We start from the raw sequence: 23,992 nt of genomic DNA on the forward strand, positions 1-23,992 counted from the left end.
TCCTGCGTCTTCGTGTTCCCCGTGTGGGGTCCATTCCCTCCCGTGCGCACCCCAACGACTGAATGAAGGATTGTATGTTCAGGACGCTTCGTACCAAGCTGCTCGTGGGATTGACGCCGCTCGTGGCGATCATGATCGGTTTGGGGTTGTGGGCCATCGTCATGCTCGATCACCTCGGTGGGCGGATCGACGTCATTCTTCGAGAGAACTACGACAGTGTACTCGCCGCCGAAGGGATGAAGGAGGCCTTGGAACGAATGGACTCCGCGACTCTCTTCGCGCTCAGCGGTCGAGATCAACGGGCCCAGAGTCAGTTTCGTGAATATCAGTCAATGCTTCAGAAGAACCTCGAGAAGGAGCGGAGCAACGTCACGCTGAAGGGCGAGCAAGAGTTGGCCGACCGGCTCGCCGCGCTTTATGAGACTTATCTCAAGCAGAGCGAGACGTTTTACGCGTTGCCGATGGAGCCGCCCGAACGCCGCTCCGAATTTTATTTTGCCGAACTCTTTCGCACGTTCACCGCGATCAAGAACGTGGCCGACCAAGTGCTCGAGATCAACCAGTCGTCGATGTTGCGTGAGAGCGTCAAGGCGCGCGAGGCTGCGGCACGGTCGAAGCAAGTGATGATTGCGGCCCTGCTTGGCTCAGCGGCGATCGCGGCCCTCATCGCACTCCAGCTCAGCCGGTCGATTCTCGAGCCGATCCGAGCCGTGACGATCGGGGCTCGCGGCCTGGCGCGTGGCAATCTGGATCAGGTGGTTCCGGCGACGACGCGTGATGAATTGGGCGAGCTGGCACAGGCGTTCAATACAATGGCAAGAACCATCCGCGAATTCCGCCAGGCCGGGACCGCTCGCCTCTTGCGGGCTCAAAAGACAGCGCAAGCGACCATCGACTCGTTTCCGGACCCGGTGGTCGTGGTCGACACCGACGGCGTGGTCGAACGAGCCAACCCCGCCGCGCGTAGGCTCCTTGGGGTCATCCCCTCAGAGCCGGAAAGTTCGATCCCCTGGACGCCGCCGAGCCAACTCAAGGCGGCGCTGGCCGAGGTCCTTGATGGCCGCAATGGGGATGTCTCGAGCGGGTTGGAGCACGCCGTCATCTTTCGCGACGACGGCCATGAACGCTATTACCTGCCTCGCGTACTGCCGATCCGTGGCGACCAGGACGAGTCGCTCGGGGCGGCCCTGGTCCTTTCCGACGTGACCAAGTTTCGCCTGGTCGACCAGCTCAAGAGCGACATGGTTTCCACCGTCAGCCACGAGTTGAAGACGCCGCTGACCTCCGTCCAGATGGCGATCCACCTTCTGCTCGAAGAGGTCGTCGGCCCTTTGACTTCCAAGCAAGTCGAGTTGCTCGTGGCGGCTCGTCAGGATTCGGATCGGCTCCTGGCGATGGTCGATGATCTCCTCGACCTCACCCGGATCGAGCAAGGCCGCCTCAAGCTCAACCTCAGCCCGGTCAAGGCGGACGAGCTGGTGGCCGAGGCTGCTGAGCGATCCTCATCGAAGCTGCGCGATGCGGGGATCGTCCTCGAAATCGATGGGGACAGCGATCTTCCCCTGGTTCTGGCCGACCGAGAGAGGATGGAGCATGTCTTCGACAACCTGATCGACAACGCGTTGCAGTATACCGACCGAGGTGGTCGGATCCGACTCACGGCCCGGACGGGCGAGGACATGGTCCACTTCACGGTGGAGGATACGGGAGAGGGGATTGCCCCTGAGCAGCTCTCGCGAATCTTCGAAAAGTTTTACCGAGTGCCTGGGACGCGGCATCGCGAGGGCACCGGGCTGGGCTTGTCCATTGTTCAAGAAATCATCGTCGCTCACGGCGGCCAGATCACGGCATCCAGCCGCCCCGGCTTGGGGACAACCTTTACCTTCACGCTGCCGGCCGACCCGCGAAAGTTCGGCCTTTCGGACCATTCGAAGGCGGTATCATGAGCAAGCCTGCAAACATTTTGATCGTGGATGACGAACCCAACGTCCGTCTGATGTTCCGGACGGCTTTGGCCTCGTCGGGCTATCAAGTGACGATGGCGGAAGACGGCGCGTCGGCCCTGGATTGGTTGGCAGGCGGGAAGGCCGACGTCATCCTTCTCGATCTCCACATGCCCGGCATGGACGGCATGGAGGTCCTTCAACGACTTCGAGAATCGGGCGACGACACGCCAATCGTCATTGTGACGGCGCACGGCAACGTGCCGAACGCCGTTCAGGCGATGAAACTGGGGGCGATCGACTTTCTGACCAAGCCGCTAACCCCGGACAAACTCCGCGCCACGGTCGCCGATGTGATCGAGCGGCAGGCCGATCGCAAACACGTGGCGGAATCCCCCCCAGCCGTTCCGGAACCGGTCACGGCCGCCTCACAGTTCGCCGATGACCTCAGGAGGGCCAAGCGGGCTCTAAACCGTTGTGCTTTCGATGAGGCAGAGGTCTTCCTCAAGCAAGCCATCGCACTCAACCCGAACTCGGCCGAAACCCACAACCTCATGGGGGTGCTTCACGAGTGTCGAAACGAGCACGACGCCTCCTACCGTGAGTACAAGGCCGCCCTCAAAGCCGATCGACACTACGGGCCTGCCAAGCACAATTTGACTCGCTACTACGAGCGGTTTACGTTCGGTCGGAGCGATCTGCTCCTTGATAAAGGAGATACGACCGAAGAAGGTTGAGAAGTCAATCAACGAGGAGAAAGGATTGAACTGCAAGAAGGATCTTGTGGTAATCAGTTTGCAGGGAAAATGAAGGAGAGAGAAGGTGGGAATGGAGCAGAGAGCTTGATTCATTTGCAAGAGTGGTCAGGGGGAGAGTTGAACTCCCGACACTCGGATTTTCAGTCCGATGCTCTACCAACTGAGCTACCTGACCCGCAACTGACGCCAAGAACTATACCCTGAGATCGTTTGCCTGTCAAGTGATTGTGACGTAGCAGCGTCACATTCCAGGGCATTTCGGGTCGAGGCTTTCTTGGATCATCGTATCATTCGGTGAGCAATTCTGCCCGCGTCATGAACGAGTATTACAATACCGTGAGGTGGCAGCCATGTCAAGGGTCGCCCGGGAGTTCTGGCTCTTTTTCATGGGTCGGCGGAGCAGGGGCCGGGTCGCTGTCACGGTCGGAGGAAGGTGTGTCTCCAAATAAGGATCGTCGTGACATCCCCGCCCCCGGTCATCATGACCGGGGGCTGATTCCCATAGGCTTGGGTTTTATCATGGCCCCTTGTGGTTCCCGTATCGAAACGAAGAGATCCACGATTTCGGCGGTAGCTAGTTGACTCTGTCGCCTCGCCGATTAGAATAGCCTCCGCAGTCGACGGTTAACGGGCGCATAGCTCAGTTGGCTAGAGCGCACCCCTGATAAGGGTGAGGTCCCATGTTCGAGTCATGGTGCGCCCATTAATGATCTGCACCGATTGCGGTGCGGGTAGATAAGCGTCGAAAGATCGCTGGCCTCGGGGTGACTTTCATGAGTCACCCCGAGGCCAGCTTGATCCAAGCCTTTTGCTTCGTTATCAGTGCCTTGTTTGATTCATCGGACGCCTAACCGGTGCAATCTGCTCCACAGTCGGAGCTCGACGGACGCATAGCTCAGTTGGCTAGAGCGCACCCCTGATAAGGGTGAGGTCCCAGGTTCGAATCCTGGTGTGTCCATTGAAGAACGGTATTGCTTACGTGCCGTTCTGCGGTTTTTCGGAATCACCGGCCTCAGAATGTCTTTGACGAGACATTCTGAGGCCGTTTTTTTTGTGCGCTGCTCATTGCATCGCTAGCTCGAAAGGTCTGTTGGACCAGAGCTGTCGTGGGCTGGAGCGTTTGTTGGAGACGGGGCCCATCGTCTGTCTTTGGGCGCTTGGATTCCATTCACCGAAGCTGGAACGGGCAGGAGCTGTTCAAGTGGTGGCTTGAACAGCTCCGACTCGATTCGATTTGCGCCGGTAAAAGGCCCCGTATTCTGGGGAAGCGGTTTCCCCAAGGAGCCGGGCGAGACAATGCGACTGCTGAAAGGATTGAGGTTCGCGTCGAGTTGCGACTGCGCCGCTCTTGCTCACTCGTCGTCTTCGACCTCTGCGTCACCGTCGTCATCCACGTCGACGTCGCCCTCGTCCTCGTCGTCAATTTCTTCCTCATCCTCGATCTCAGCCGCCGCTGCCTTCACCGTGGTTGGGGCAGGGGGGGCCGGTCGGGGAATGGCCGCGCCCAGGCCGGGGGCGTTGTCGGGCATCGGCTCCTTGACCTTCTGGATGAAGTGGGTGCCTTTGCCTTTGGCGGTCAACTCGGCTGCGCGGGCCTCGGCGGCCTCTCGCTGAGAATATTCGAATGTGCCCACGGGTTTGAAGGCGTCGTTGGTGACGACCCAAACGATCCGCATCCGCGCGGTGGGCTTGGCTGCCTTGGTCGCTTTCGCCTTGGACTTGGCCGCAGCTTTGGGCTTCTTCTTGACCTTGCGAACTTCAGTATCATCATCATCAAGGTCTTCGCTCAGATCATCCGACTCGTCCTCCATCGGATCGAGCGGTTCGGCCGCATCGTTCTGTCGACGAAGTTCGAGACGATTCAGCGGTTTCCCAGCCATGAAACCGTCCTTCGAGATGGCTCAGGTTCAAGATTTGCCAAATTCCTCCGCGGTTCCGCGGAGGCTTTCCTAACTCGCATATTAATCGAAACGCCGAATCTTGGCTAGCGACCGGACCGGTTCGTCGACTTCGTCGGTCGGTCAGAGCGCTCTCGTTTTGAACGGGGCGGTCGCAAGCTCTCGGCCCCGGGGAGCCAACTCGAAAGCGATGTGCGCCAGCAAGTCTTCGGCGCGGTAGGGTTTTGTGAGAAAGTGGCCGATGCCCAGCAGTGAGAGGTCGCGTTCATGATCGGCCAGGATGGCCGCGCTGCAGATCATGATCCGCTGATCGGGATCGCTCGCCCGCACCTGGCGACAAACTTCCACGCCGGAAAAGACGGGTAAGTTCAGATCCACGAGGAGAAGGTCAAACGGCCCCGAATCGTGGAAGCGTTCAACACCCTCACGCCCGTCAGCCGCCTCGACCACGCCGTATCCCTCGCATTTGAGGACCTGGGCGACCAAGTTGCGGAGCCGGGACTCATCCTCGACTAAGAGTAGCGTACAAGGTCCGTTCGCACCCATCGTTCTCTCCCCGTGACGATCCATCGAGACAGGGACACCATCAACGTTGCGACCGTTCCGGTGTCGAACGAAAGGCATCGTAGCCGGACGCTCGATTCGCGCCCACACGAAAATGCCGCTTGAACCGGGTCCGCTTGGGAACCTGGTGGCAATCCAAGTCCATGACCCTCGAAGCCTCGCGCACCCGGACGAAGGCGATCGGTCATGTCGCTCCAGGCCGCAACCCCATGGGCACGGCGAAATTAACGAGCGGTGGCTTGTGTGGGACGTTGGGCAGAAGCTTGCGAAAGGTCCCGGCTCTGCGGCCTGTCGACGCCAAGAATTTGGCAGAGAAAGGCGACGATGATGTGCTTGGAAATATTCAGGCCGATGATTCCCCAGAGCGGTCCGATCCGGAACAACCAGATATTTAAGGCAATACACGCCACAAGAGCGAGTAGGCCCGCGACACTCAGTTGAAAGCTGGGTCGTTCCATGCCACTATTATGGGCGCGAAGGCCGCCGTGCGAAATAGAGATCGCCCCGGAAAGAGTCGTGGCCGCTTCGATCCTTTGAATTTAGGCCCTGATTCATCCCCTGGCGGCGGATTCCGATGGTTGAGTGTAAGTGGTACTCATCACCGGTTTCCCGCTGATCTGGCCGGGAAGCGGAACCCACTGGCGGAAGGCTTGCGTGGTGTTTAGGATAACGCTCGTGGGGAGGGCGGACCTGATCAGCTATTGATCCAACCTGGTCTGATAAGGTAAAGGCCCGCCCGCGGCGGGGCTCTCGAGCGGACGTTCTCCTTCTCTTGTATTCCCGACTTGACTCAGGGCATCCTGAAACAATGACCACCCCGACGATCACCCGACCAGAATGGAGCACGGTCATCGACCCCGTGCTTCAGAAGGAATTGGAACAGCACGTCCTGGTCACCTCCTGGGACAAGCTCCTGGGGATGGTCGATACCGTTTATAACTGGGGCCGCCGCTCGAGCCTTTGGCCGCTTGGTTTTGGGCTGGCCTGCTGCGCCATCGAAATGATCTGCACGGCGTCAAGCCGGTTCGATATCGCCCGCTTCGGCGCTGAGGTGTTCCGGGGATCACCACGGCAAGCCGACGTCATGATCGTCTCAGGCACCGTCACCAAGACGATGATGCCGATGATCGCGCGACTCTACGACCAGATGCCCGAGCCTAAATACGTCATCTCCATGGGGGCGTGCGCCACCGGTGGTGGCCCCTTCAAAGAAGGGTATAATGTTGTCTCGGGAATTGACAAATACCTGCCCGTCGATGTCTATATCCCTGGATGTCCGCCGACGCCTCAGGCTTTGCTCAACGGCCTGATCATGCTCCAGAAGAAGATTGATGGCGAGCGGATCACGCAAACGCCCTGGTATCGCAACGACGTTGAACGCGATATCCCGATCCCGGTCCTCGGTCCCGACCTGATCGATTTGCGCACCGTCGAGCTGACGGCCGAGAAGACGGCCCAGGGGCTGGTTGAGGCGCGTGAGGAGGGCCTGGTCAAGCCGACCAAGATTCCCGCCCCGCAACATGAGGTGGAGGCGCAAGCGAACGGCGCTCCCGAACCGGCGGCTGTGGCCAAAGGGCCGAGTAAGATCGACTTGATCCGGGCGAAGGCCAAGGGGGAAGCCGTCGCGGAAACCAGCGACGCGCCGGCCGCCGCTGCGAAACCGGCCGCCAAGCCCGCGAAGAAGGTCAAGCGGGCCGAGGCCAGGCCCAGCCTCGTCTGGCTCGGTGACGCAGGTTTGCACGAACTGGCCGGGCGGATCAACGCCAGGTTCGGGCCGGAAACCGTCACGATCATTCAAGCAGCGCTTCTGGTCAAGCCCGAGCAGCTCGTTGCCGTCTGCCGCTTCCTCCGCGACGAGAACCCGATCCGGTACGACTACCTGGTCAGCCTGCAGAGCGTTCACTTCGAGGATTGCATCGAGGTCAACTACCAGCTCGACAGCACGAGCACGCAGGGTAAGCTGATCGAGTTGCGGGTCAGGACCTCGGAGGTCGAGGGGGAAGGCGAGGTCCCCTCGCTCGTCGGGGTCTGGCGAGGTGCGGACTTCCAGGAACGCGAAGTCTACGACATGATGGGGATCCGGTTCACCGGACACCCCGAACTGACCCGGATCCTGATGTGGGACGGCTACGCCTACCACCCGCTCCGCAAGGACTTCCTCGAGCCTTACTACGAAGGTCCGACGAAGGTCTTCGACAGCCGGGTCGAGGAGGGACACGGGCAGCATTTCCGCGCTGAGGAGATCAACCCGTACGGCACCAACATGAAGATCCCCCAGGGCTATAAGGACTGGGGAAAGCTCTCGAGCAACGCCGACGTCAAGGGAGAGTCGCTGCTGCCCAGCGGGGTCACCGTCAGCGAACTCGCCACCGATCAGTTTCTTATCAGCATGGGTCCTCAGCACCCGAGCACTCACGGTGTCTTTCGGATCAACCTGCGGGTTGACGGCGAGACGATCGTCGGCTTGAAGCCCGTCATGGGCTACATGCACCGAAATCACGAGAAGATTGGCGAACGGAACACGTTCTTGATGAACTTCCCGTTCACCGATCGGCTCGACTACCTGACGAGCATGGGGAACAACTTCGGTTACGCCTTGGCCGTCGAGCAACTGATGGGGGATGACGCCAAACCCCCGGAGCGGGCCGAGTACATTCGTGTAATCATGGCCGAGTTGACCCGGATCGCCAGCCACATGTGGTCGATCGGGTTCCTGCTCAACGACCTGGGGGCCTTCTTCACCCCCGCGCTCTACGCGATCGAGGAACGGGAGCTGATCCTCGACCTGTTCGAGTGGGCCGCCGGCAGCCGGATGATGTGCAACTACTTCCGGTTCGGTGGTGTCGCCTTCGACCTCCCCCGAGGCTGGGTGGAACGCTGCAAGGGGATCGCCTTCGACCGCCTCGACGGTAAGATCGATGAGCTGGACCGCTACCTTTCAGGGAACGAGATCGTCCTCGAACGTTGCAAAGGGGTCGGAGTCTTGACCGCCAAACAGGCGATCGAGTTCTCGACGGCCGGTCCCGTGCTCCGCGCTTCCGGGGTCTCGTACGACATTCGCCGAGCCGCCCCGTATAGTATCTACGATCGGTTCGATTTCAAGGTGGTCACCGGCACCAATGGTGACCTCTACGACCGTTACCTCGTCCGCCTTGAGGAGATGCGCGAAAGCGTCAAGATTCTCAAGCAGGCCCTTCGTGACCTTCCCGAAGGGCCGATTCTGCCCGGCAAAAAGACCTATCAGATCAAGGTTCCTGCGGGAGAGGCCTACTCTCGGGTCGAGAACCCGAAAGGGGAGCTCGGTTACTATGTGGTTGCCGACGGGTCGTCGTCCGCCTACCGCTATCACATCCGGAGTCCAAGTTTCATCAACCTGACCGCGCTCGAGCAAATGTGCTTGGGTCACACCATCGCCGACGTCGTGGGAATTCTCGGGAGTCTCGACATCGTTTTGGGCGAGGTGGATCGCTAAGGTCGGATCGGCCGGGTGGGGTGGGCCTACCCTCTCGCGGGATACGTTCGGTGGGCGGCGCCCATCCTCCAAGACTGATAGGAACTCTTGAACCATGGGCAGCGGTTACGGGATTATCACGGGCCACCTGGTCACGCTTCGGCGGTTCCTGCTCACTTTCTGGCGCGATATCCGAGCGGGCAAGGGGCTCCAACGCCGAGGCGGCGGGCACCAGTTGTTCGACCTCTGGCCCTACAAGGCGGACCGTGGGCAGGAGCCGACCGTCCTTCAGGATTACAAGACCGAGGGCCTCTTTACGGTCGAGTATCCCGACGAGCGGCTCCCGGTCTACGAGCGGTTCCGCGTTCTGCCGGTCCTGATCTACGACGATGACGATGGTAACGTGCGCTGCACCTCGTGCAATATCTGTGCGAAAGTCTGCCCTCCTCAGTGCATCTGGATGTCCCAGGCCAAAGGGCCGAAGGGGAACGTGGTCCCGTTGCCTGAAGACTTTTACATTGACATGGATGTCTGCATGAACTGCGGACTCTGTGCGGAGTATTGCCCGTTCGACGCGATCAAGATGGATCAGAACTTCGAGCTCTCGAACTACGAACGCCACCAGACCCACATTTACAGCCTCCAGGACCTGCTTGTTTCCAGCGAGTACTACTCGCGGACGCACCCGGACGCCTGGAGCAGTGACGAGGAAGTCGCCGAACGGAACAAGGTCGCTAAGAAGAAGGACCAGCGGCTTCAGAAGGCGCTCACGGCGACGGCCAAACCGGCCGCTCCGCCCAAAGCTGCCCCGAAGCCGGTCGCTGTCGAGCAGGTTTGAGTCGCGACGCGGGAACGGTCGGCAACCGACGGTCGAACCGGCCGTTGGAGGCCCTCCAGGCTCGTGATTTCGGCGCTCCAATGTCACCGCCAAACCGCCTTTGGGTAACTGCTTTTATGTATGGGGTTAGCTTGTGTTGCGGAGAAGGGGGTGACCCCTTGCCGACCTCAACTGACCGCCGTAAGATGTTCGCTCAGCTAGGATATCAAGGCGCAATCGAGGCCTTGAGCAATCGCCGGAAGACATCATGATCCCTTTGCCTCCGAAACCGAAGTACACTGCCGGCACCAGGCTCCGCGTGACCCAACGGGTTCGCGTCGGTCATCGTGAATGGACCACCGAGGTGGAGGGTCTGGTCGAGCTGGACGGCCTCCGTCCCGTCGGTGGAATTGAGATGGGCGGCAAGGCCTCCTACTGCCACCAGCCTACGATCAGGCTCCGTCGCGACGATGGGGAAGTGATCGTCGTCGCCGTCGATGAATACAGCGTCGTCCAGCCATTGTCCTCGAATTGAACGCGGTATCGGAGCAATTGACGTCATGATTATCTACAACTACATATTCGTGGGTCTCTTGCTTTTTACCGCGATCGGCTTTGCGCTCGCCCCGCTTTTGCTCGTCGCCATCGTCGCTCCTCGCAAGCCCTCGCTGGCCAAGGATGATATCTACGAGTGCGGCGTTCGGACTCACGGAGAGACCTGGATCCGGTTTCGGATCCAGTACTATATCTACGCGATCATGTTCGTGGTCTTTGATATCGAGACCGTCTTCCTGTACCCCTGGGCGGTGAGTTACTCGAGTCTTGGTCTGTTCGCCCTGGTCGAGATGGTCATCTTCTTGGCCATCTTGTTCATCGGCTTGGCCTATGCGTGGGCCAAGGGCGTCCTGCGCTGGGTCTGAGCCGAGGCGTTTGGATGGGTTCGCGACTGGCGATCTGGTTTCTTTGACCGAGGGGAGATGCTAACGGTGATTTTCGCAACCGCCTGGGCCTTGCCGATCGTCTGGGCCCAGCAGCAGATCAACCTAGATTTCTCCACCAAGGTGCAATGGGCGCTCTGGCTGGTTGTGGGATTCGTGGGGATCTTCCCCGGTATCGTCGCCTACATGGTCTGGGCCGAACGGAAAGTCGCCGCCCGGTTCCAGGATCGGATCGGCCCCAATCGGGTCGGCCCGCTCGGTTTGCTCCAGCCGATTGCGGATGCGCTCAAGCTGATCACCAAAGAGAACATCGTCCCCAGGTCAGCCGATCAACTCGTCCATCTGCTCGCCCCCGTCGTCCTCCTGGTCTCGGCCTTTCTCGTGCTGGCGGTCGTGCCCTTTGGGTTGGGGACCAGCCAGAAAGAGCACCCTGCGCACTTCAACGGGCTGGTGCCGATTGATCCTCCCTCGGGCTTGCTCTACCTGATCGCCGTTTCCAGCCTGGGTGCGATGGGGATTTTCTTGGCGGGCTGGTCGAGCCGCAACAAATATTCACTTCTGGGTGCGATGCGGGCGGTTGCCCAGCTCGTTTCCTACGAAATTCCCCAAGTGCTCGCGATGGTGCCGATCGTCCTCTGGACGGGCAGCCTGAGTATGGTCGCGATCATGAATCATCAACTCGATCACGGCTGGTTCCTCTGGTCTCCTCCCGGCCTGCTCGCTTTCACCCTGCTCTTGATCGCCAGTCTGGCGGAAGTGAACCGAACTCCGTTCGACCTGCCTGAAGCGGAATCCGAGATCATTGCCGGCTACCACACTGAGTATTCGGGGATGCGTTTCGGGCTCTTCTTCTTGGCGGAGTACCTGAGCGTCTTCGCGGTCTGCTGCCTGACCACGGTTCTCTTTCTCGGCGGCGGCAGTCTTCCGTTCAGCGGCTTGCTTCCGATTCTGGATTACCCTCGGATCTTTGGGGCTGAGACCACGACGGCATTTTTGATTACCAATGTGATCTCGGTTTCCATTTTTGCTTTGAAGGTCTTCTTCTTGATCTTTGTGATGTTCTGGATCCGCGTCACCTTGCCTCGAATGCGGGTCGACCGGCTCATGAACTTCGCCTGGAAGTACATGGTCCCCTTGAGCCTCATTAACATCCTGATCGCGGCCGTCTGGTTTGAGTGTACCCTCAGGTCCGGGCGACCGGTCGCCTTTGCCGGACTGTCGATTCCGGGCTGGATTCTGGGCTGGGTTGTGACGCTCCCCCTCGTCGGCCTCTCAGTCTGGCTCGTCTTCAGGTTTAACCGCAACGAGCGGACCGCGCTTTTGGAAGCCGCGAAACCAAGGCGGGCCGTGATCGTTCCCGTCACCGCGCGATAAGTCGAACGCTTCACCCAAGATTGGCCCGTGTTGCCGAGGGCCGGAGTTGAACCTCGTGAGTCAAACGCTCTTTTTGGTCATCTCATCGCTCGGACTGGTCGCGGCCGTGGGGACGATCCTGGCCAGAAACCTGGTTCACGCGGCTCTCTACCTCGTGGCCTTTTTCTTCATCGTCGCCTGCCAGTTCGTCCTCCTCGAGGCCGAGTTCCTGGCGGCAATCCAGGTCCTCGTCTACATCGGTGCGGTGGCGATCCTGCTCATGTTCGGGATCATGCTTACACGAAACATTCAGGGCGACGATACAACGACCGTCGCTCCCGGTTGGACGATGCCAGCGCTCGTCGCGGGGCTCGGGCTCTTCATCATGCTCGGCTTCGGGATCAACAACCATGTCGGCTTGAGAGATCGTGCCGACTGGTCGGCGACGGTGAATCGGCCGTCGATCGTGACCCGGGAGGGAGAAGCGCCCTCTCCGAGAGCTGTTGCCATCAACAACATGGGACTCGCGGTCGGCTACGAGTTGATGACCCGATTCGTCGTCCCGTTCGAGGTCGCCGGGCTTCTCCTGACTGTGGCCCTGGTCGGTGCGATCGCACTGGCCCATCGTGAAGGGGAAGACGAACCGGCCCGACTCGGGGCTCAGGCCACCGCACGGCACGGGTCGACGGAACCCTCTTCGAGCAACGTTCAAGCCGGCCTAAACGGATCGCGATCGGAACCACTCTCCTCACCCTCGAAATGAGTCGCCCGCGATGAGCCGTGATATTCCGTTGAATTGGTTTCTCTACTTCGCCGCGGCCTCGTTTTCCATCGGGCTGATGGGCGTCTTACTGCGCCGCAACGCGATCGCGGTCTTGATGGCGATCGAGATCATGCTCAACGCGGCTAACATCAACCTGGTCGCCTTCTGGCGGTACGGGATTCCTGCGCCGGATGAGGGCGCATTGACTGGCGTGATGATGGCCATTTTCGTCATCACCGTGGCCGCGGCCGAGGTGGCGGTGGGTATTGGTCTGATCCTGCTTTGCTACCGTCGTTGGCATTCGGCCGACGTGGACCGTTTCGATAGCCTTTCCCGCTGATCGAATCGAATCCGGTGACCGTCTGACTGGCTGACCGAATCACGGCCGATCCCGAGATGCCCCGGCACTGAATCGTCCGAACCCATGATCCCGCTCGACGGAAGATGCTCGCGTCCCCCGGAGTCGGAGCGGATACCGCACCGTAACGAACGCCACCAAGGGCCATAGCCGATGCCTCCTAGCGCTATCCCGTCTCTCGACCTTCGCGACTTCCACGCCCTGGCGCCCGAGATGATTCTCGCGTTCTGGGGACTGCTAGTGCTGATGGCCGACCAGACGGTCTTCCGAAGCCGGACCGCGGCGCGGCGTCAACAGGCCGCCGGCCGGCTAACCTTGCTCGGGATCGTCGCTGCCCTGGGCGCGGCCTTCCTTCCCTTCGTCATTCGGTTCAATCTTTACGACCTTGCGAAAACCTTGAACTTCGCGGGCATCGACTATGTGAGCTTTCCCGATCGGAGCCTTTTTCTCGGTAGTCTCTCCGACGATATGCTCACCGAGACATTCAACGTCCTCCTGGTGATCATGCTGGGGCTGGTTTCCTGGCTGTCGATGTCCTGGTCGTTTACCGAAGACTGGGGCGAATACTTCGCGCTCCTCTTGTGGTCGACCGTGGGCATGATGCTCCTGATCGCGTCGGACGAGTTGCTCAGCCTCTTTCTGACCCTTGAGTTGATGACGATCTGCTTGTATCTCATGACCGCGTTCGAGAAGAATAAAAGGCGCTCTCCCGAGGCGGGTCTCAAGTATTTCGTTTACGGCTCGGTCTCTTCCGCACTCTTCCTGTTCGGCCTGAGTCTTGTCTACGGACTGACCGGCACCACGCGGTTCGACGCCATCCAGCATGTGCTTCGTCCCATTCTCGCCAGTTCCACGGGGCTAGCGGGGAATCTCGCGGGAGCCACGGCCGTTCTCCTCCTTCTGGTTGGCTTCGGCTTCAAGGTGGCCGCGGTCCCGTTCCATCAATGGGCCCCCGACGCTTATGAAGGAGCCCCCGCACCGGTCACGGCCTGGATTGCCACCGGATCGAAAATCGCCAGCTTCATCGCGCTGATGAAAGTGCTCCTGGTGGCCCTGCGACCTTGGGGCAGTAGCTATGCCTCGGTGATGAGCCCCGGCTGGATCGGGATTGTGGTCATTTTGTCGGCCGTCACGATGACGTACGGTAACTTCGCCGCCCTCGCGCAGCGGAACCTCAAGCGAATGCTGGCTTACTCCTCGATCGCCCATGCCGGCTACATGCTCGTGGGGGTTGCGGCAGCGGGTGTTTCGGTGCGTCGCCAGGAGTCGGCCGGCTCGGTCCTCTTCTACTTGGTCATCTACGGTTTCAGCAATATCGGCGCATTCGCCGTGGCTGCCTGGCTCGCCCGCGATAAGCAGAGCGATGAGATCGACGACCTGAACGGTTTGGCCTACCGCTATCCGTTCCTGGCGACCTGCATCCTCCTGCTCATGCTCTCGCTGATCGGCATGCCTCCGCTCGCAGGCTTCTTCGGAAAGCTCTACATGTTCATGGAGGCGCTCGACCAGGAGGGGAACCAGGTCACCCGGGTGGCCTTGATCTGGCTGGTGGCGTTGGGTCTGCTCAATAGCGTCGTTTCCGCCTTCTATTATGTGCGCGTTCTCAAGGCCATGTTCCTCCGCGATCCGGGCCGTTCGGTTTTGTCGCCTGCGTCGACGTCCATTGCGTTGCCGATCGTGCTTGCGACTGCGGTCGTGATTGGCGCTGGGATCTACCCGGCTCCGTTGATGGAGATGATGAAGGGAGCTTCGATTCCGATGCTCTCGTCGAACGCCCGTGCTGCGGTCAAATTCTCAGCCGATCCTTCAGACGATGCGTCCTCGGGTTCAACCGAAAAGTTGCGGGACGATGCTTCGCAACAACCGTCGGTCGATCCTGGGCAGACACCTCCTCCTGCTCCCACGCCAGTCCCTGCTCCTGCCCCGAAGTCGTGAAAGAAATCGGCGTCCAGGTCGGCGGTTATCCGAGTTCGTGATTCCTCGCGAAGAGAGACGTAACGGCGATGGCCATTATCAACACGCTGCAAAAATGCCTGGACAGCCCCTATCTGTTCAAGGACGACCAGGCGCCGGAGAAGATCCCCGCTCTGCTCGCCAAGGCGGCAGACCGTCTCGAGGCCGCAGCCAACCTCCAGGCGACCGGCCAGGGTGATCCCGCCGATATCAGTTTCCTGAGCTATGAGGCGATGTTCTCCTGCCTGCGCGCCCTGGTCTATCAGAAGGGCTATCGGGAGGCGGGCTTGCGCTGCTTGATGCTAGCTTGCGAGGGCCTCTATGTTCGACCAGGCCTGCTCGACGCCAGTTTTATCGTCGCCTTCGAGCGTGCCCAGGGTTTGAAGACGCCGCCCGCCGAAAACCTCGCCGCCGCATCGGCGTTCGTCAAACGAACTCTCGAGATCTTGTCAGCCTAACCCGTAGCTTCCGGCAAGTTCTGATTTTCGGGCTGGCCGTGATTCCAGTAGCACGGCCGGCCCGGCTCGATTTCGCCCGAGTCTCTGACGATTCCTCGTACTCACCTCTCTTTTTTGAATCGCGGTCAGGCGATACTTTGATCTCTTCGGCTCAACGTCAACGAACGATTTGAAGGCAGCGTTCCTTACTCAGATTCGCGCACCAGATGCCGAGCGTTAGGAAAAAAAAGGAGAATTTAACCACGAATGACACAAATGACACGAATGAAGAAAAAAATGAAAACTAATGATTGAATTTCTTTGTGTTTTATTCGTGTCATTTATGTCATTCGTGGTTAAAAATTTGGTAATCGCTCGGCAGTTGGTGCACGCATCTGAATTCGACGGAGGTCGCTCAAGGCCGCCAGGACACCCGAACTACCAGTTCAGGCCGTAAACTTCCTTTTCAGACAGCGTTCCTTACCCAGATTCGCGCACCAGATGCCGAGCGATAGGAATTTTTGTGTCGCACGGTTCGCGAGTTTCCGTTACAGGCTTTATCGCATCGCTCGGCATCCCGAGGGGTGCTTATTTCGGCATCTCATCTCTGGGGTCGGTAAATGCCGACCTTGACCGTTCGCCGCGAATATGCCAAAAACTCGCGTCGGCCCACTCGCGAGCCGGGACTACTGATACGCACCGGGACGAACCCGGCGAGCGGACGCACCTCCAAAGGATGGGAGGCCATGATGGACATCAATTCATCACGAACCGGGACGGTTCGTTCGGGGTTGCCGCCGCATCGCTGGACCAAGGTCGATGACCCGGACGGGATCGCCGTTGTCGCCTCTCATGCGACGGTGATTGCTGGAGGAGGTCCTGCCGGTCTCACTGCGGCCTACGAGTTGACCAAGCACGGTCATTCGAGCGTCGTGCTTGAGTCTGACCCCAATCTTGTCGGTGGAATCAGCCGGACCGATCAATACAAGGGATACCGGTTTGACATCGGCGGGCATCGCTTCTTTTCGAAGAGCGCCGAGGTCAACGCGATCTGGCGAGAGATCCTCGGCGACCAGTTCATCACCCGTTCGCGGTTGAGCCGGATCTACTACAACCGGAAGTTTTTCTACTATCCGCTCAAGCCGGTCGATGCCTTGATGAAGCTCGGCCCTTGGCGGGCGACCCTGATTCTGGCGAGTTACCTCAAAGCGACCCTCAAGCCCATCAAGCCCGAGCGGAGCTTCGAGGATTGGGTCGTTAACCGATTTGGCCGACTCCTCTTCGAGATCTTCTTCAAGACCTACACCGAGAAGGTCTGGGGAATGCCCACGAATGAGATCACGGCTGAGTGGGCCGCGCAACGAATCAAAGGGCTGAGCCTGGTAGGCGCGGTGACGAACGCCTTGTTCGGCAATCGGAAGTCGAAGGGGGAAGTCATCAAGACCCTCATCGAATCCTTCCAGTACCCGCGCCTGGGGCCTGGGCAAATGTGGGAATGTGCGCGCGACAAGATTCGCGGGCAAGGCGGGGCCGTGCACCTCGACCGCCGCGTCGTCCGGATCGAGCACGACGGCACGGCCGTGACCACGTTCGTGGCGAAGGACTCTAACGGCAAGCTGACGGCCTACCATGGTCAGAACTTCATCTCGACGCTACCGATTCGCGAACTGATCCGTTGCTTGAGCCCGCAACCGCCCGACGCCGTCGTCAAGGCCGCCGAGTCGCTCCGGTATCGCGACTTCCTCACCGTGGTCCTGATCGTCGATCGTGCTGAGACCTTCCCCGACACATGGATCTACATCCATGAGCCGGACGTGCGCCTCGGCCGCGTGCAGAACTTCAAGAACTGGTCTCCCGACCTCGTTCCCGACCCCACTAAGAGCAGTCTCGGGCTCGAGTATTTCTGCTTCGAGGGTGATGACCTCTGGACCATGCCCGACGCCGACTTGATCGAGTTGGGACGGCGCGAGATGGACAAGATGGGCCTGATCTCCGCATCCGAAGTGAGCGACGGCTGCGTCGTGCGGATGCCCAAGGCCTATCCGGTCTACGACGACGCCTATCAAGGGCACCTCGCCGTGATTCGCGCCTGGCTCAAGAATCTGCCCAACCTTGAGCTGGCAGGGCGCAACGGTATGCACAAATACAATAACCAGGACCATTCGATGATGACGGCCGTGTTGGCCGCACGGAACATCCTCGGCTTGGGACAGTTCGACACCTGGAAAGTGAACACCGACGCCGAGTACCACGAGGAAGGGAACGAGGCCGAAGACACCACCGGCCGAATCGTCCCTCGGAAGATCAGCGCGGCCTGAGCGAAAATCGAGCGAATCGCGGCCTGAGCGAACGGGATGGCCAGGGTCCGTTTTGGACCCTGGCCTTTCTTTCGTCGCTTGCGGATCTCAACGATGGAGCAGGTAGAACGCGCGCCGTTCGGCCTCCGAACGGTCCTGCACGAATCCGACCGCGCGATAACCGGCGCTGAATGCCATGGTCAAACTTTCGCGAACTGCGAGCCGCCACGCTTCGGCCAGGCGCGGATCGCGAGCGCGAAGTCCCGCGATATCCTGGGGAATTTCCACGAGCAGGTTCGGACCCTCCGCAGGATGGGTCTTGACGACCGCTCTGGACCCATCGGCTTGCGCCTTAGACTCAATCAGGTGAGGATAGCTCGACCACTCGTGCGAGGCTACGGCTTCGGGGCGCGGGGGGGCGGAGAGGTCCCACTCGGCGATCAGTCGGTCAGTCGGGACGCCAAGGTTCAGCGCGTCGGTACGCGGGCCGTACATATCGTCGACATAGTGGCCGGAGGTGGCGCCGAGCTTCACCAGGTTGAAGCGGGCGTTGCCGGCCTGGAGCGGATCGAAGGCCCAGGCGATGAGGTCGACGCCACTCTCGAGTGCCAGGTCACGCTGAACCAGCTTGAGACGGTAGCCAAGCCCGGTCGACTGCCGGCCGGGGACCACACCGGTCAATTGCGAGTAGAGACAGAGCCGGCCTCCGGAGCGGCCGAGGAAGGCGAACGAGACGCCGACCGCCTCTCCATCCGGCAGGAAGGCGCCGAGTACGATGCCGCCGTGAAGCTGGGCACCGACCATTGTGGCGATGGGAACGACGTAGGAGTCATCGGCGATTCCCCAGGCGAGGCGCTGGGCTCGCTGGCAGGAATGGTACTCGTGGACGTTGGCGGGGCGGCGTATCGTAATCTCTTCACTCATCGAAAGATGACCTCAAAGTTCCAGGAGCAGACACGCCAACAGGGCCGCGCGTTCCGGTAGGCTCTCAATGAGAATATGCTCGTCAATCGCGTGTGCACCCGCGCCCGGCATGCCCAGACCATCGAGCGTGGCCACGCCCAGGGCTGCGGTAAAATTGCCGTCGCTGCCCCCCCCGGTTGAACCTTCGCCCAGTTCGAGCCCGAGCGAACGGCCGATCTGTCGGGTCCGCTCGAAAAGGTCTCGGCCGGCCGGCGTGCGCTCCATGGGCGGACGGTTGATCCCCCCGGTGACTTGGACCGAAGCCCCAGGCGTCAGCGCTTGCAGTTCATGGAACGCGTCCTCAATGCGACGCGCCTCATCCATCGTCGTCACGCGCACATCGACGCGTGCCATGGCCCGTGCGGGGACGACGTTGGGAGTCGTCCCCCCTTCGATCAGTCCGACGTTGATCGTCGTGCCGACGGCTGGATTGGCCAGGGCATTGATTCGGGGGATCTGGAGCACCAACTCGTTGATCGCGCTCACGCCCTTCTCGGGTTCGATGCCTGCGTGCGCGGCCTTCCCTTCGATCTCGATGGTGAAGCCGCCCACGCCTTTGCGGGCCGTTTTGAGCAGGCCGCCGGGGAGCGGAGGTTCAAGAACCAGGGCGTGGGCCGCGTCTCGCGCAGAGGCTTCAATGAGCGACCGGGATGTTGGGCTGCCGATCTCCTCGTCCGACGTGATCAAAACATGGATCGGGCGACGCGGCGTCAGGCCGAGCTCACGCAAGCCGGTGAGTGCGGCTTCGAGCAGGATGATGCTCGCCTTCATGTCATACGAACCCGGCCCGTATGCGCGAGGACCGTCGATGCGGAAGGGGCGATCGGCGAGTGTCCCCCGGGGCCAGACCGTATCGAAATGGGCCAGAATGAGGGCAGGGGGGAGGTCAAGCTGGGCGTCAGCGGCAAACCAGGCCTCGAGATGATTGCCGCCGGCCGAGTTGTCGATCAGATCGACCTTCCCTCCGAGCGCTTGGAAGCGCCCCGCCAGCATCGTCGCGAACGGGTCGAGCAGAGTCTTGTCGCGGCTGGGCGTTTCGGCCGAGACCAGGGTCGCCAGGTCGGCGAGCATCGTCGCTCGCCTCGGATTCATCCAGTTCAGGAGGTTGGGCCCGTGCATAGATTCGGTTCTCTCGCGGGGACGTTCAGGCCGGCAAGCTCCACTGACGCAAGCTCAGTTCCTCGATGCGCTTCTCGTTCGGCTCGTAGCCGAGACCGACACTCCGTGGAACCGTCACGGCCCCGTTGTCGGCCTGGATCGGCGGCTCGACGAGATCCTCGCGGTAATACTTGTCCGAGCCGGAGACATCGCCGGGCAATGTGAAGCCAGGGAGGCTCGAAACGGCAACGTTCGCCGCGCGGCCGATGCCGAACTCATGCATCCCGCCGCACCAGACCGGGACGCCGCGATCGAGACAGAGGTCGTGGATTCGCTTCGCCTCGCGGAGGCCTCCGACACGGCTCACCTTGATATTGATCACACGGCAGGCCTGTAAATCGAGCGCCTTCCGCGCATCTTCGGCGGAGTGGATGCTCTCGTCGAGACAGACCGGAGTTCGTAAGACGGCCTGGAGCCGCGCGTGATCGATAATGTCATCGTGAGCCAAGGGCTGCTCGATCAGGAGCAGGTTGAACGCATCGAGCTGCTTGAGATGATCGAGGTCGGCGAGCGTGTATGCGGAATTCGCGTCGACCTGCAACGCGATCTCCGGATAGCGTTCGCGGACGCTTCGGACGATCGCGACATCCCAGCCGGGAGCGATCTTGAGCTTGATCCGGCGGTAGCCCTCGCCCAGGTACTGTTCGATGAGCCCGAAAAGCGTTTCCAGGTCGCGCTCGATCCCCAGGCTGACCCCTGAGAGAATCTCCGGGCGCGTCCCGCCCAAGACCTCGGCGAGCGGTTTCCCTTCGTGGCGTGCCAGGGCGTCCCAGCAGGCGATCTCCAGACCCGCCTTGGCGAAGTTGTTCCCCTTCACAGGCCGGTAGAAGTCGACGAGTTGGTCGAGGTTCGCCCACTCTTTACCGATCACCGCCGGGGCGAGAAAGTCTTTCAGGATGTGCCAGCACGTCTCCGTCGTTTCGGGACAGTAGTAGGGGTCGGACGGTGAAGCGCATTCGCCCCAGCCGATCCCACTGTCGGTCTCGATCCGGACCAGGATGTGTGCGATGGAATCTTTGGTGCTCGAACTCGTGCGGAACGTTCGGACCAGGGGAAGACGCACGAGCTTGAGGTCGATCCGATGAATTCGCATAGATAGGTAGGTTGGTTGACAGGCTCGGCGATTGCCACCGTCCGAAAAATCTCGATGCGTCGGTTCGTCGCTTTGCGGATGACGCAAGGGGCAGCCCGCAAGGAATTCACCGATCCAGGATGCCGTGATCCTGCAACTTGAACAAGCTCAATCCCCAAACCTGGAGCTTCGGCAGGCAGGCCGCCGGAGTAGTCTCTTCATGGGCGACTGGCAAATGGCTTCTTGTTTTCGATTCCGAGGCGAACGGAGAGCTGGAACTCCCCGCTCGTCTCGGAAGAAATCCCAACGGTCGGGGCGACCGTTGATCGAAAACCTTTATTTCTCGAACATTTGTTCGACGGGAATGATTTTGACCTTCACGTCGTCGAGGGGGAATGCCTCGATGACCTTGTCCTCGGTCAGGATGCTCTCGGGAGTCCCTTGGGTGTCGTAAGTGATCGGGGTCGGCTTGCCGGAGAGCAGGGTGTCACGGAGAGCCGGAGCATCCTGGGCAACGATCGCGACCTTGAAGCCGGGCTTTTTGAGGTGGCGGCGAACCGCGGCGTTGACTTGGTCGACGGTGATACTCGGAAGCCGGCGCGCGAACTCGGTGACGAGATCCTCACGATCGTAGAACTCGCCGTCCATTGCGTAGCCCAAGCGCCGTGAGAGAGTCTGCACCCAGAGCTTGCTGTAGTTGAGCAGGAACGAACGGGTCGCCTCGAAATCGGCGGGGGGGATGCCATTTTCGATGAGTCGGTCGAGTTCCCACAAGGCGCCTCGAAGCGCGAAGACCGACCGATCGCGCGGGACCGGCCTGAGCCAGATCGTGAACGCTTGCTGGCGGCGAGGATTGTTCGGAACCGGGAAGGTGCTCATCCCTTCCTGGACGAAATCCTCGATGTAGGAATAGTCTCCGTAGTTGAGCCCGCGCTTGCCGCGCAGGTCTTGCATCAGCTTGCCGTTGAACGTCCGATGCTCTCCGAGATACGAATTGGCGATCGCGAGCGCGTAGAAGTCGTCGTCGCGCCTCGTCACATTGAGGGGAAAGCCGAGCGAGATGGCGGTCGAATCGGCCGTCTTTTCCACGATCGTCACGTCGAGTCCACGAGGCGTCTCAGGATTCGGCAGTTCAGGCGGCGTCGCTCCCTCGGCCGGCAGTGAGGAGAGACTCTTGATCAGGCCGGGCAGAACAGCCTCGTCAGCCCCTCCGGCCACTCCCAGCTTGAGGGCACTTTTCGTGTAGTGGGATTTGTAGAACTGTTTGACATCGCCGATCGTGATTGCTTTCAGGCTCTCAACTGTGCCCCGGTCAACGTGGCCGTACGGTTGGTTCTTGTACAACTCCACCTGCAAGGTCCACTTGCCGAGTTCTTCGTCATTGCCGCCCCGCAGCGTCTTCGAGACGAAGTCGATCGCCTCGTTGCGGAGTCGCTCGAAGTCGTCGGCGGCGAACCGGGGGTTGGTGAGCATCGACGTGGCCAGCGCCGAGTAGGTGGCGAGGTTGTCGCGATGAATCTCGCCGGAAAAAACCGTCGTTTCCTTGAAGCAGGCCGAGGAGAGGGCCCCGGCGATCGGGTAGAACTTTTCGAGGATCTGGTCATAGGTCAGATCCGTCGTTCCCCCTTCCGCAATCATCGCAGCAGTCAGGGCCGCGAGCCCCTCTTTACCGCGCGGGTCGTCTTGCGACCCTGCCCGGAAGACGAACCGAATTGCGACCAGTGGAGTCGATTTCGACGGAAGGGAGAGGGAGGAAGGCTCCCCTTTGGCCGTGGACTTTACCGCGTCCTGGCTCAAGGCGTGGTCACCGAGCGGAAAAAGGGCGAGGGCCAGGATCCCGCCGAGCGTGGCGCGTCGGGTCGCGGTCATTTTGATTTCTCCGATTCGAGGATCACCACGGTCTGATTCGTCGGGGCGAAATAGCGGCCTGCGACCCGCTGTAGGTCATCGGGGGTGAGGCGGTCGTAGGCGGCGTAGCGTTCTTCCATCGAGTCGGGCCGGCCGGTGAGCGCGATTGACTCACTGACGGCCATGGCGATCGCGTCGGGACTGTCGAGCGAATTGGCAAACGCGTAGCGGAGGTGAGACTTGATGGCCTCGAGCCGAGCGACCGGGATTGGCGACTTGGCCGCTTCGGCCAGGGCGTCTTCGATCCGTTTGCGGACTGCGTCCAGATCCGCCGATTGTCGCACGCGAGCCACGACGGTAAACATCGCCGGATCGCGTTTCAACTCGGCATCGGCCGCGAGGAGGACGACCTTTTGCTCGTCGAGAACGAGGCTCTTGTAGAGCGGGCTGGTCTCCCCAAAGACCCCTTGGGCGAGGGCTGAGAGTGCGGCGATGTCTTGGTTTCGGGGGTCGGCCGACGGAATGTGAAAACCGAGATAGAGGACCGGCAGCGTGGGCGACGGCCAGGTCAACCGCGCGGAGCGTGGCTCGGTTTGCTCGGGCTCGTCCGGAATCGTCACCGATGACTTGCCCCGTTCCCAGCCCCCATACTCCTTGCGGACCAGCGACATGAGGCGATCGTGATCGACGTCGCCGGCGACGATGATCGTGCAGTTCTCGGGCCGGTACCAACGGTCGAAGAACTTCTTGCTGTAGTCGAACTGATTCGGCATATCCTTGACGTCGGCCAGGAATCCGATCGTCGTATGCTTGTAGGTGTGCGTCGTATAGGCTTTATCCTGCATCGCTTCGTTGAGGATCAGGAACGGCGATGACGCACTCTTGTTGTATTCACCCAGGACGGCTCGCGCTTCCTTCTGGAAGTCGGCCTTGTCGTACTGGAGGTTGCGGAACCGATCGGCCTCGACCTCGACCACGGTGGGGAGTGCCGAGGAGGGGACCGTCATGTGGTAGCAGGTCCAGTCATCGGTCGTGAACGCGTTGGCATCCGCGCCCAGGGCCTTGACGACGCTCTGGTACTTCTCCTGCGGATACTTCTCCGTGCCGCGGAACATCATATGCTCGAAGAAGTGAGCGAAGCCGGACAGGCCTGGCTCAACCTCGTTGCGGGAGCCGGTTCGCACGACCGTGTAGTAGGCGATGATCCCGGGCGAATCGAACGGGACCGTGAGGACGGAGAGACCATTCTCGAGGTCCGTCCGCTGAGTGGGATAGGGGAAGATCTTTTCGGGCTTCGCCTCCTGGCCTATCGCGGGCGAAGCGATGAGCGAGAGGGTCAGCAGGATGAGACTTTGTAGGCGCATCGTTTGCTCCTTTGGGGACAGCGCAGGCGGGCGTCTTTGGGCTAGGCTTGGTCCTCG

Annotated in this window: 19 protein-coding genes, 3 tRNA genes and 1 pseudogene; 15 read left to right on the plus strand and 8 right to left on the minus strand. The window is 60.6% G+C overall.

Going from position 1 to position 23,992, the window contains the following annotated elements:
* Positions 1-74: 74 nt before the first annotated feature.
* Both SINAC_RS27175 and SINAC_RS27180 read left to right on the plus strand, forming a co-directional pair.
* Positions 75-1,946 carry a HAMP domain-containing sensor histidine kinase gene (locus SINAC_RS27175; RefSeq protein WP_015248780.1) on the plus strand — a complete coding sequence of 624 codons (1,872 nt, stop codon included), beginning with the start codon at positions 75-77 and terminating at the stop codon, positions 1,944-1,946.
* The gene (locus tag SINAC_RS27180) at positions 1,943-2,680 is read left to right on the plus strand and encodes a response regulator (RefSeq protein WP_015248781.1); all 738 of its coding nucleotides are present in this window, start codon (positions 1,943-1,945) and stop codon (positions 2,678-2,680) included. The genes SINAC_RS27175 and SINAC_RS27180 overlap by 4 nt, the downstream gene beginning before the upstream one ends.
* Before the next feature lie 123 nt (positions 2,681-2,803).
* On the opposite strand, the gene SINAC_RS27185 is transcribed toward SINAC_RS27180, so the two are convergent.
* A tRNA-Phe gene (locus tag SINAC_RS27185) sits at positions 2,804-2,876 on the minus strand.
* Positions 2,877-3,330: 454 nt separating this feature from the next.
* Here SINAC_RS27185 and SINAC_RS27190 point away from each other — a divergent pair.
* Positions 3,331-3,404: transfer RNA gene (locus SINAC_RS27190), tRNA-Ile, on the plus strand.
* Positions 3,405-3,585: 181 nt separating this feature from the next.
* Positions 3,586-3,659, plus strand: a tRNA-Ile gene (locus SINAC_RS27195).
* A gap of 394 nt (positions 3,660-4,053) precedes the next feature.
* Here SINAC_RS27195 and SINAC_RS27200 read toward each other — a convergent pair.
* Positions 4,054-4,581, minus strand: a complete 528-nt coding sequence (locus SINAC_RS27200; RefSeq protein ID WP_015248782.1) for a hypothetical protein — start codon at positions 4,579-4,581, stop codon at positions 4,054-4,056.
* A 141-nt stretch (positions 4,582-4,722) separates the two neighbouring features.
* On the minus strand, positions 4,723-5,145 hold the full coding sequence (locus SINAC_RS27205; RefSeq protein ID WP_015248783.1) for a response regulator transcription factor: 423 nt from the start codon (positions 5,143-5,145) through the stop codon (positions 4,723-4,725).
* A gap of 826 nt (positions 5,146-5,971) precedes the next feature.
* On the opposite strand from SINAC_RS27205, the pseudogene nuoB reads away from it, so the two are divergent.
* From nuoB to SINAC_RS27260, 11 genes and pseudogenes are all read left to right on the plus strand, one after another.
* A pseudogene (nuoB, locus tag SINAC_RS41990) lies at positions 5,972-7,309 on the plus strand (NADH-quinone oxidoreductase subunit NuoB); the annotation flags it as partial.
* 243 nt (positions 7,310-7,552) lie between these two features.
* On the plus strand, positions 7,553-8,635 hold the full coding sequence (locus tag SINAC_RS41995; protein ID WP_390553822.1) for an NADH-quinone oxidoreductase subunit D: 1,083 nt from the start codon (positions 7,553-7,555) through the stop codon (positions 8,633-8,635).
* Positions 8,636-8,729: 94 nt separating this feature from the next.
* Positions 8,730-9,452 (plus strand): 4Fe-4S binding protein, encoded by a 723-nt coding sequence (locus tag SINAC_RS27220; protein WP_015248785.1) that lies wholly within the window; start codon positions 8,730-8,732, stop codon positions 9,450-9,452.
* Positions 9,453-9,699: 247 nt separating this feature from the next.
* Positions 9,700-9,966 carry a hypothetical protein gene (locus SINAC_RS27225; protein WP_015248786.1) on the plus strand — a complete coding sequence of 89 codons (267 nt, stop codon included), beginning with the start codon at positions 9,700-9,702 and terminating at the stop codon, positions 9,964-9,966.
* 28 nt (positions 9,967-9,994) lie between these two features.
* Positions 9,995-10,351, plus strand: coding sequence for an NADH-quinone oxidoreductase subunit A (locus SINAC_RS27230; protein ID WP_026012093.1), 357 nt, complete (start codon positions 9,995-9,997; stop codon positions 10,349-10,351).
* A gap of 57 nt (positions 10,352-10,408) precedes the next feature.
* Positions 10,409-11,743 carry an NADH-quinone oxidoreductase subunit NuoH gene (nuoH, locus tag SINAC_RS27235; RefSeq protein WP_015248788.1) on the plus strand — a complete coding sequence of 445 codons (1,335 nt, stop codon included), beginning with the start codon at positions 10,409-10,411 and terminating at the stop codon, positions 11,741-11,743.
* Between the two features lie 55 nt (positions 11,744-11,798).
* Entirely contained in the window at positions 11,799-12,485 is a 687-nt protein-coding gene (locus SINAC_RS27240) for an NADH-quinone oxidoreductase subunit J family protein (RefSeq protein ID WP_015248789.1), read from the plus strand.
* Between the two features lie 10 nt (positions 12,486-12,495).
* The gene (gene nuoK, locus SINAC_RS27245; protein WP_015248790.1) at positions 12,496-12,825 is read left to right on the plus strand and encodes an NADH-quinone oxidoreductase subunit NuoK; all 330 of its coding nucleotides are present in this window, start codon (positions 12,496-12,498) and stop codon (positions 12,823-12,825) included.
* 171 nt (positions 12,826-12,996) lie between these two features.
* Positions 12,997-14,778, plus strand: coding sequence for an NADH-quinone oxidoreductase subunit N (locus SINAC_RS27250; protein WP_015248791.1), 1,782 nt, complete (start codon positions 12,997-12,999; stop codon positions 14,776-14,778).
* A gap of 68 nt (positions 14,779-14,846) precedes the next feature.
* The gene (locus SINAC_RS27255; RefSeq protein WP_015248792.1) at positions 14,847-15,254 is read left to right on the plus strand and encodes a hypothetical protein; all 408 of its coding nucleotides are present in this window, start codon (positions 14,847-14,849) and stop codon (positions 15,252-15,254) included.
* Between the two features lie 725 nt (positions 15,255-15,979).
* A complete protein-coding gene (locus SINAC_RS27260; protein WP_020466877.1) occupies positions 15,980-17,551 on the plus strand; it encodes an NAD(P)/FAD-dependent oxidoreductase in 1,572 nt (523 codons plus the stop codon).
* Positions 17,552-17,638: 87 nt separating this feature from the next.
* Here SINAC_RS27260 and SINAC_RS27265 read toward each other — a convergent pair whose 3' ends face one another.
* From SINAC_RS27265 to SINAC_RS27285, 5 genes are all read right to left on the minus strand, one after another.
* Complete coding sequence (locus tag SINAC_RS27265) at positions 17,639-18,454, minus strand: hypothetical protein (RefSeq protein WP_015248794.1); 816 nt, start codon at positions 18,452-18,454, stop codon at positions 17,639-17,641.
* 12 nt (positions 18,455-18,466) lie between these two features.
* Entirely contained in the window at positions 18,467-19,612 is a 1,146-nt protein-coding gene (locus SINAC_RS27270) for a M20 family metallopeptidase (RefSeq protein WP_015248795.1), read from the minus strand.
* A gap of 25 nt (positions 19,613-19,637) precedes the next feature.
* The gene (gene menC, locus SINAC_RS27275) at positions 19,638-20,744 is read right to left on the minus strand and encodes an o-succinylbenzoate synthase (RefSeq protein ID WP_015248796.1); all 1,107 of its coding nucleotides are present in this window, start codon (positions 20,742-20,744) and stop codon (positions 19,638-19,640) included.
* A 315-nt stretch (positions 20,745-21,059) separates the two neighbouring features.
* The gene (locus SINAC_RS27280) at positions 21,060-22,592 is read right to left on the minus strand and encodes a M16 family metallopeptidase (protein WP_015248797.1); all 1,533 of its coding nucleotides are present in this window, start codon (positions 22,590-22,592) and stop codon (positions 21,060-21,062) included.
* A complete protein-coding gene (locus SINAC_RS27285; RefSeq protein WP_015248798.1) occupies positions 22,589-23,935 on the minus strand; it encodes a M16 family metallopeptidase in 1,347 nt (448 codons plus the stop codon). The genes SINAC_RS27280 and SINAC_RS27285 overlap by 4 nt, the downstream gene beginning before the upstream one ends.
* Between the last annotated feature and the right edge of the window lie 57 nt (positions 23,936-23,992).

Source organism: Singulisphaera acidiphila DSM 18658, assembly GCF_000242455.2.
In the GTDB taxonomy this organism is placed as follows: domain Bacteria; phylum Planctomycetota; class Planctomycetia; order Isosphaerales; family Isosphaeraceae; genus Singulisphaera; species Singulisphaera acidiphila.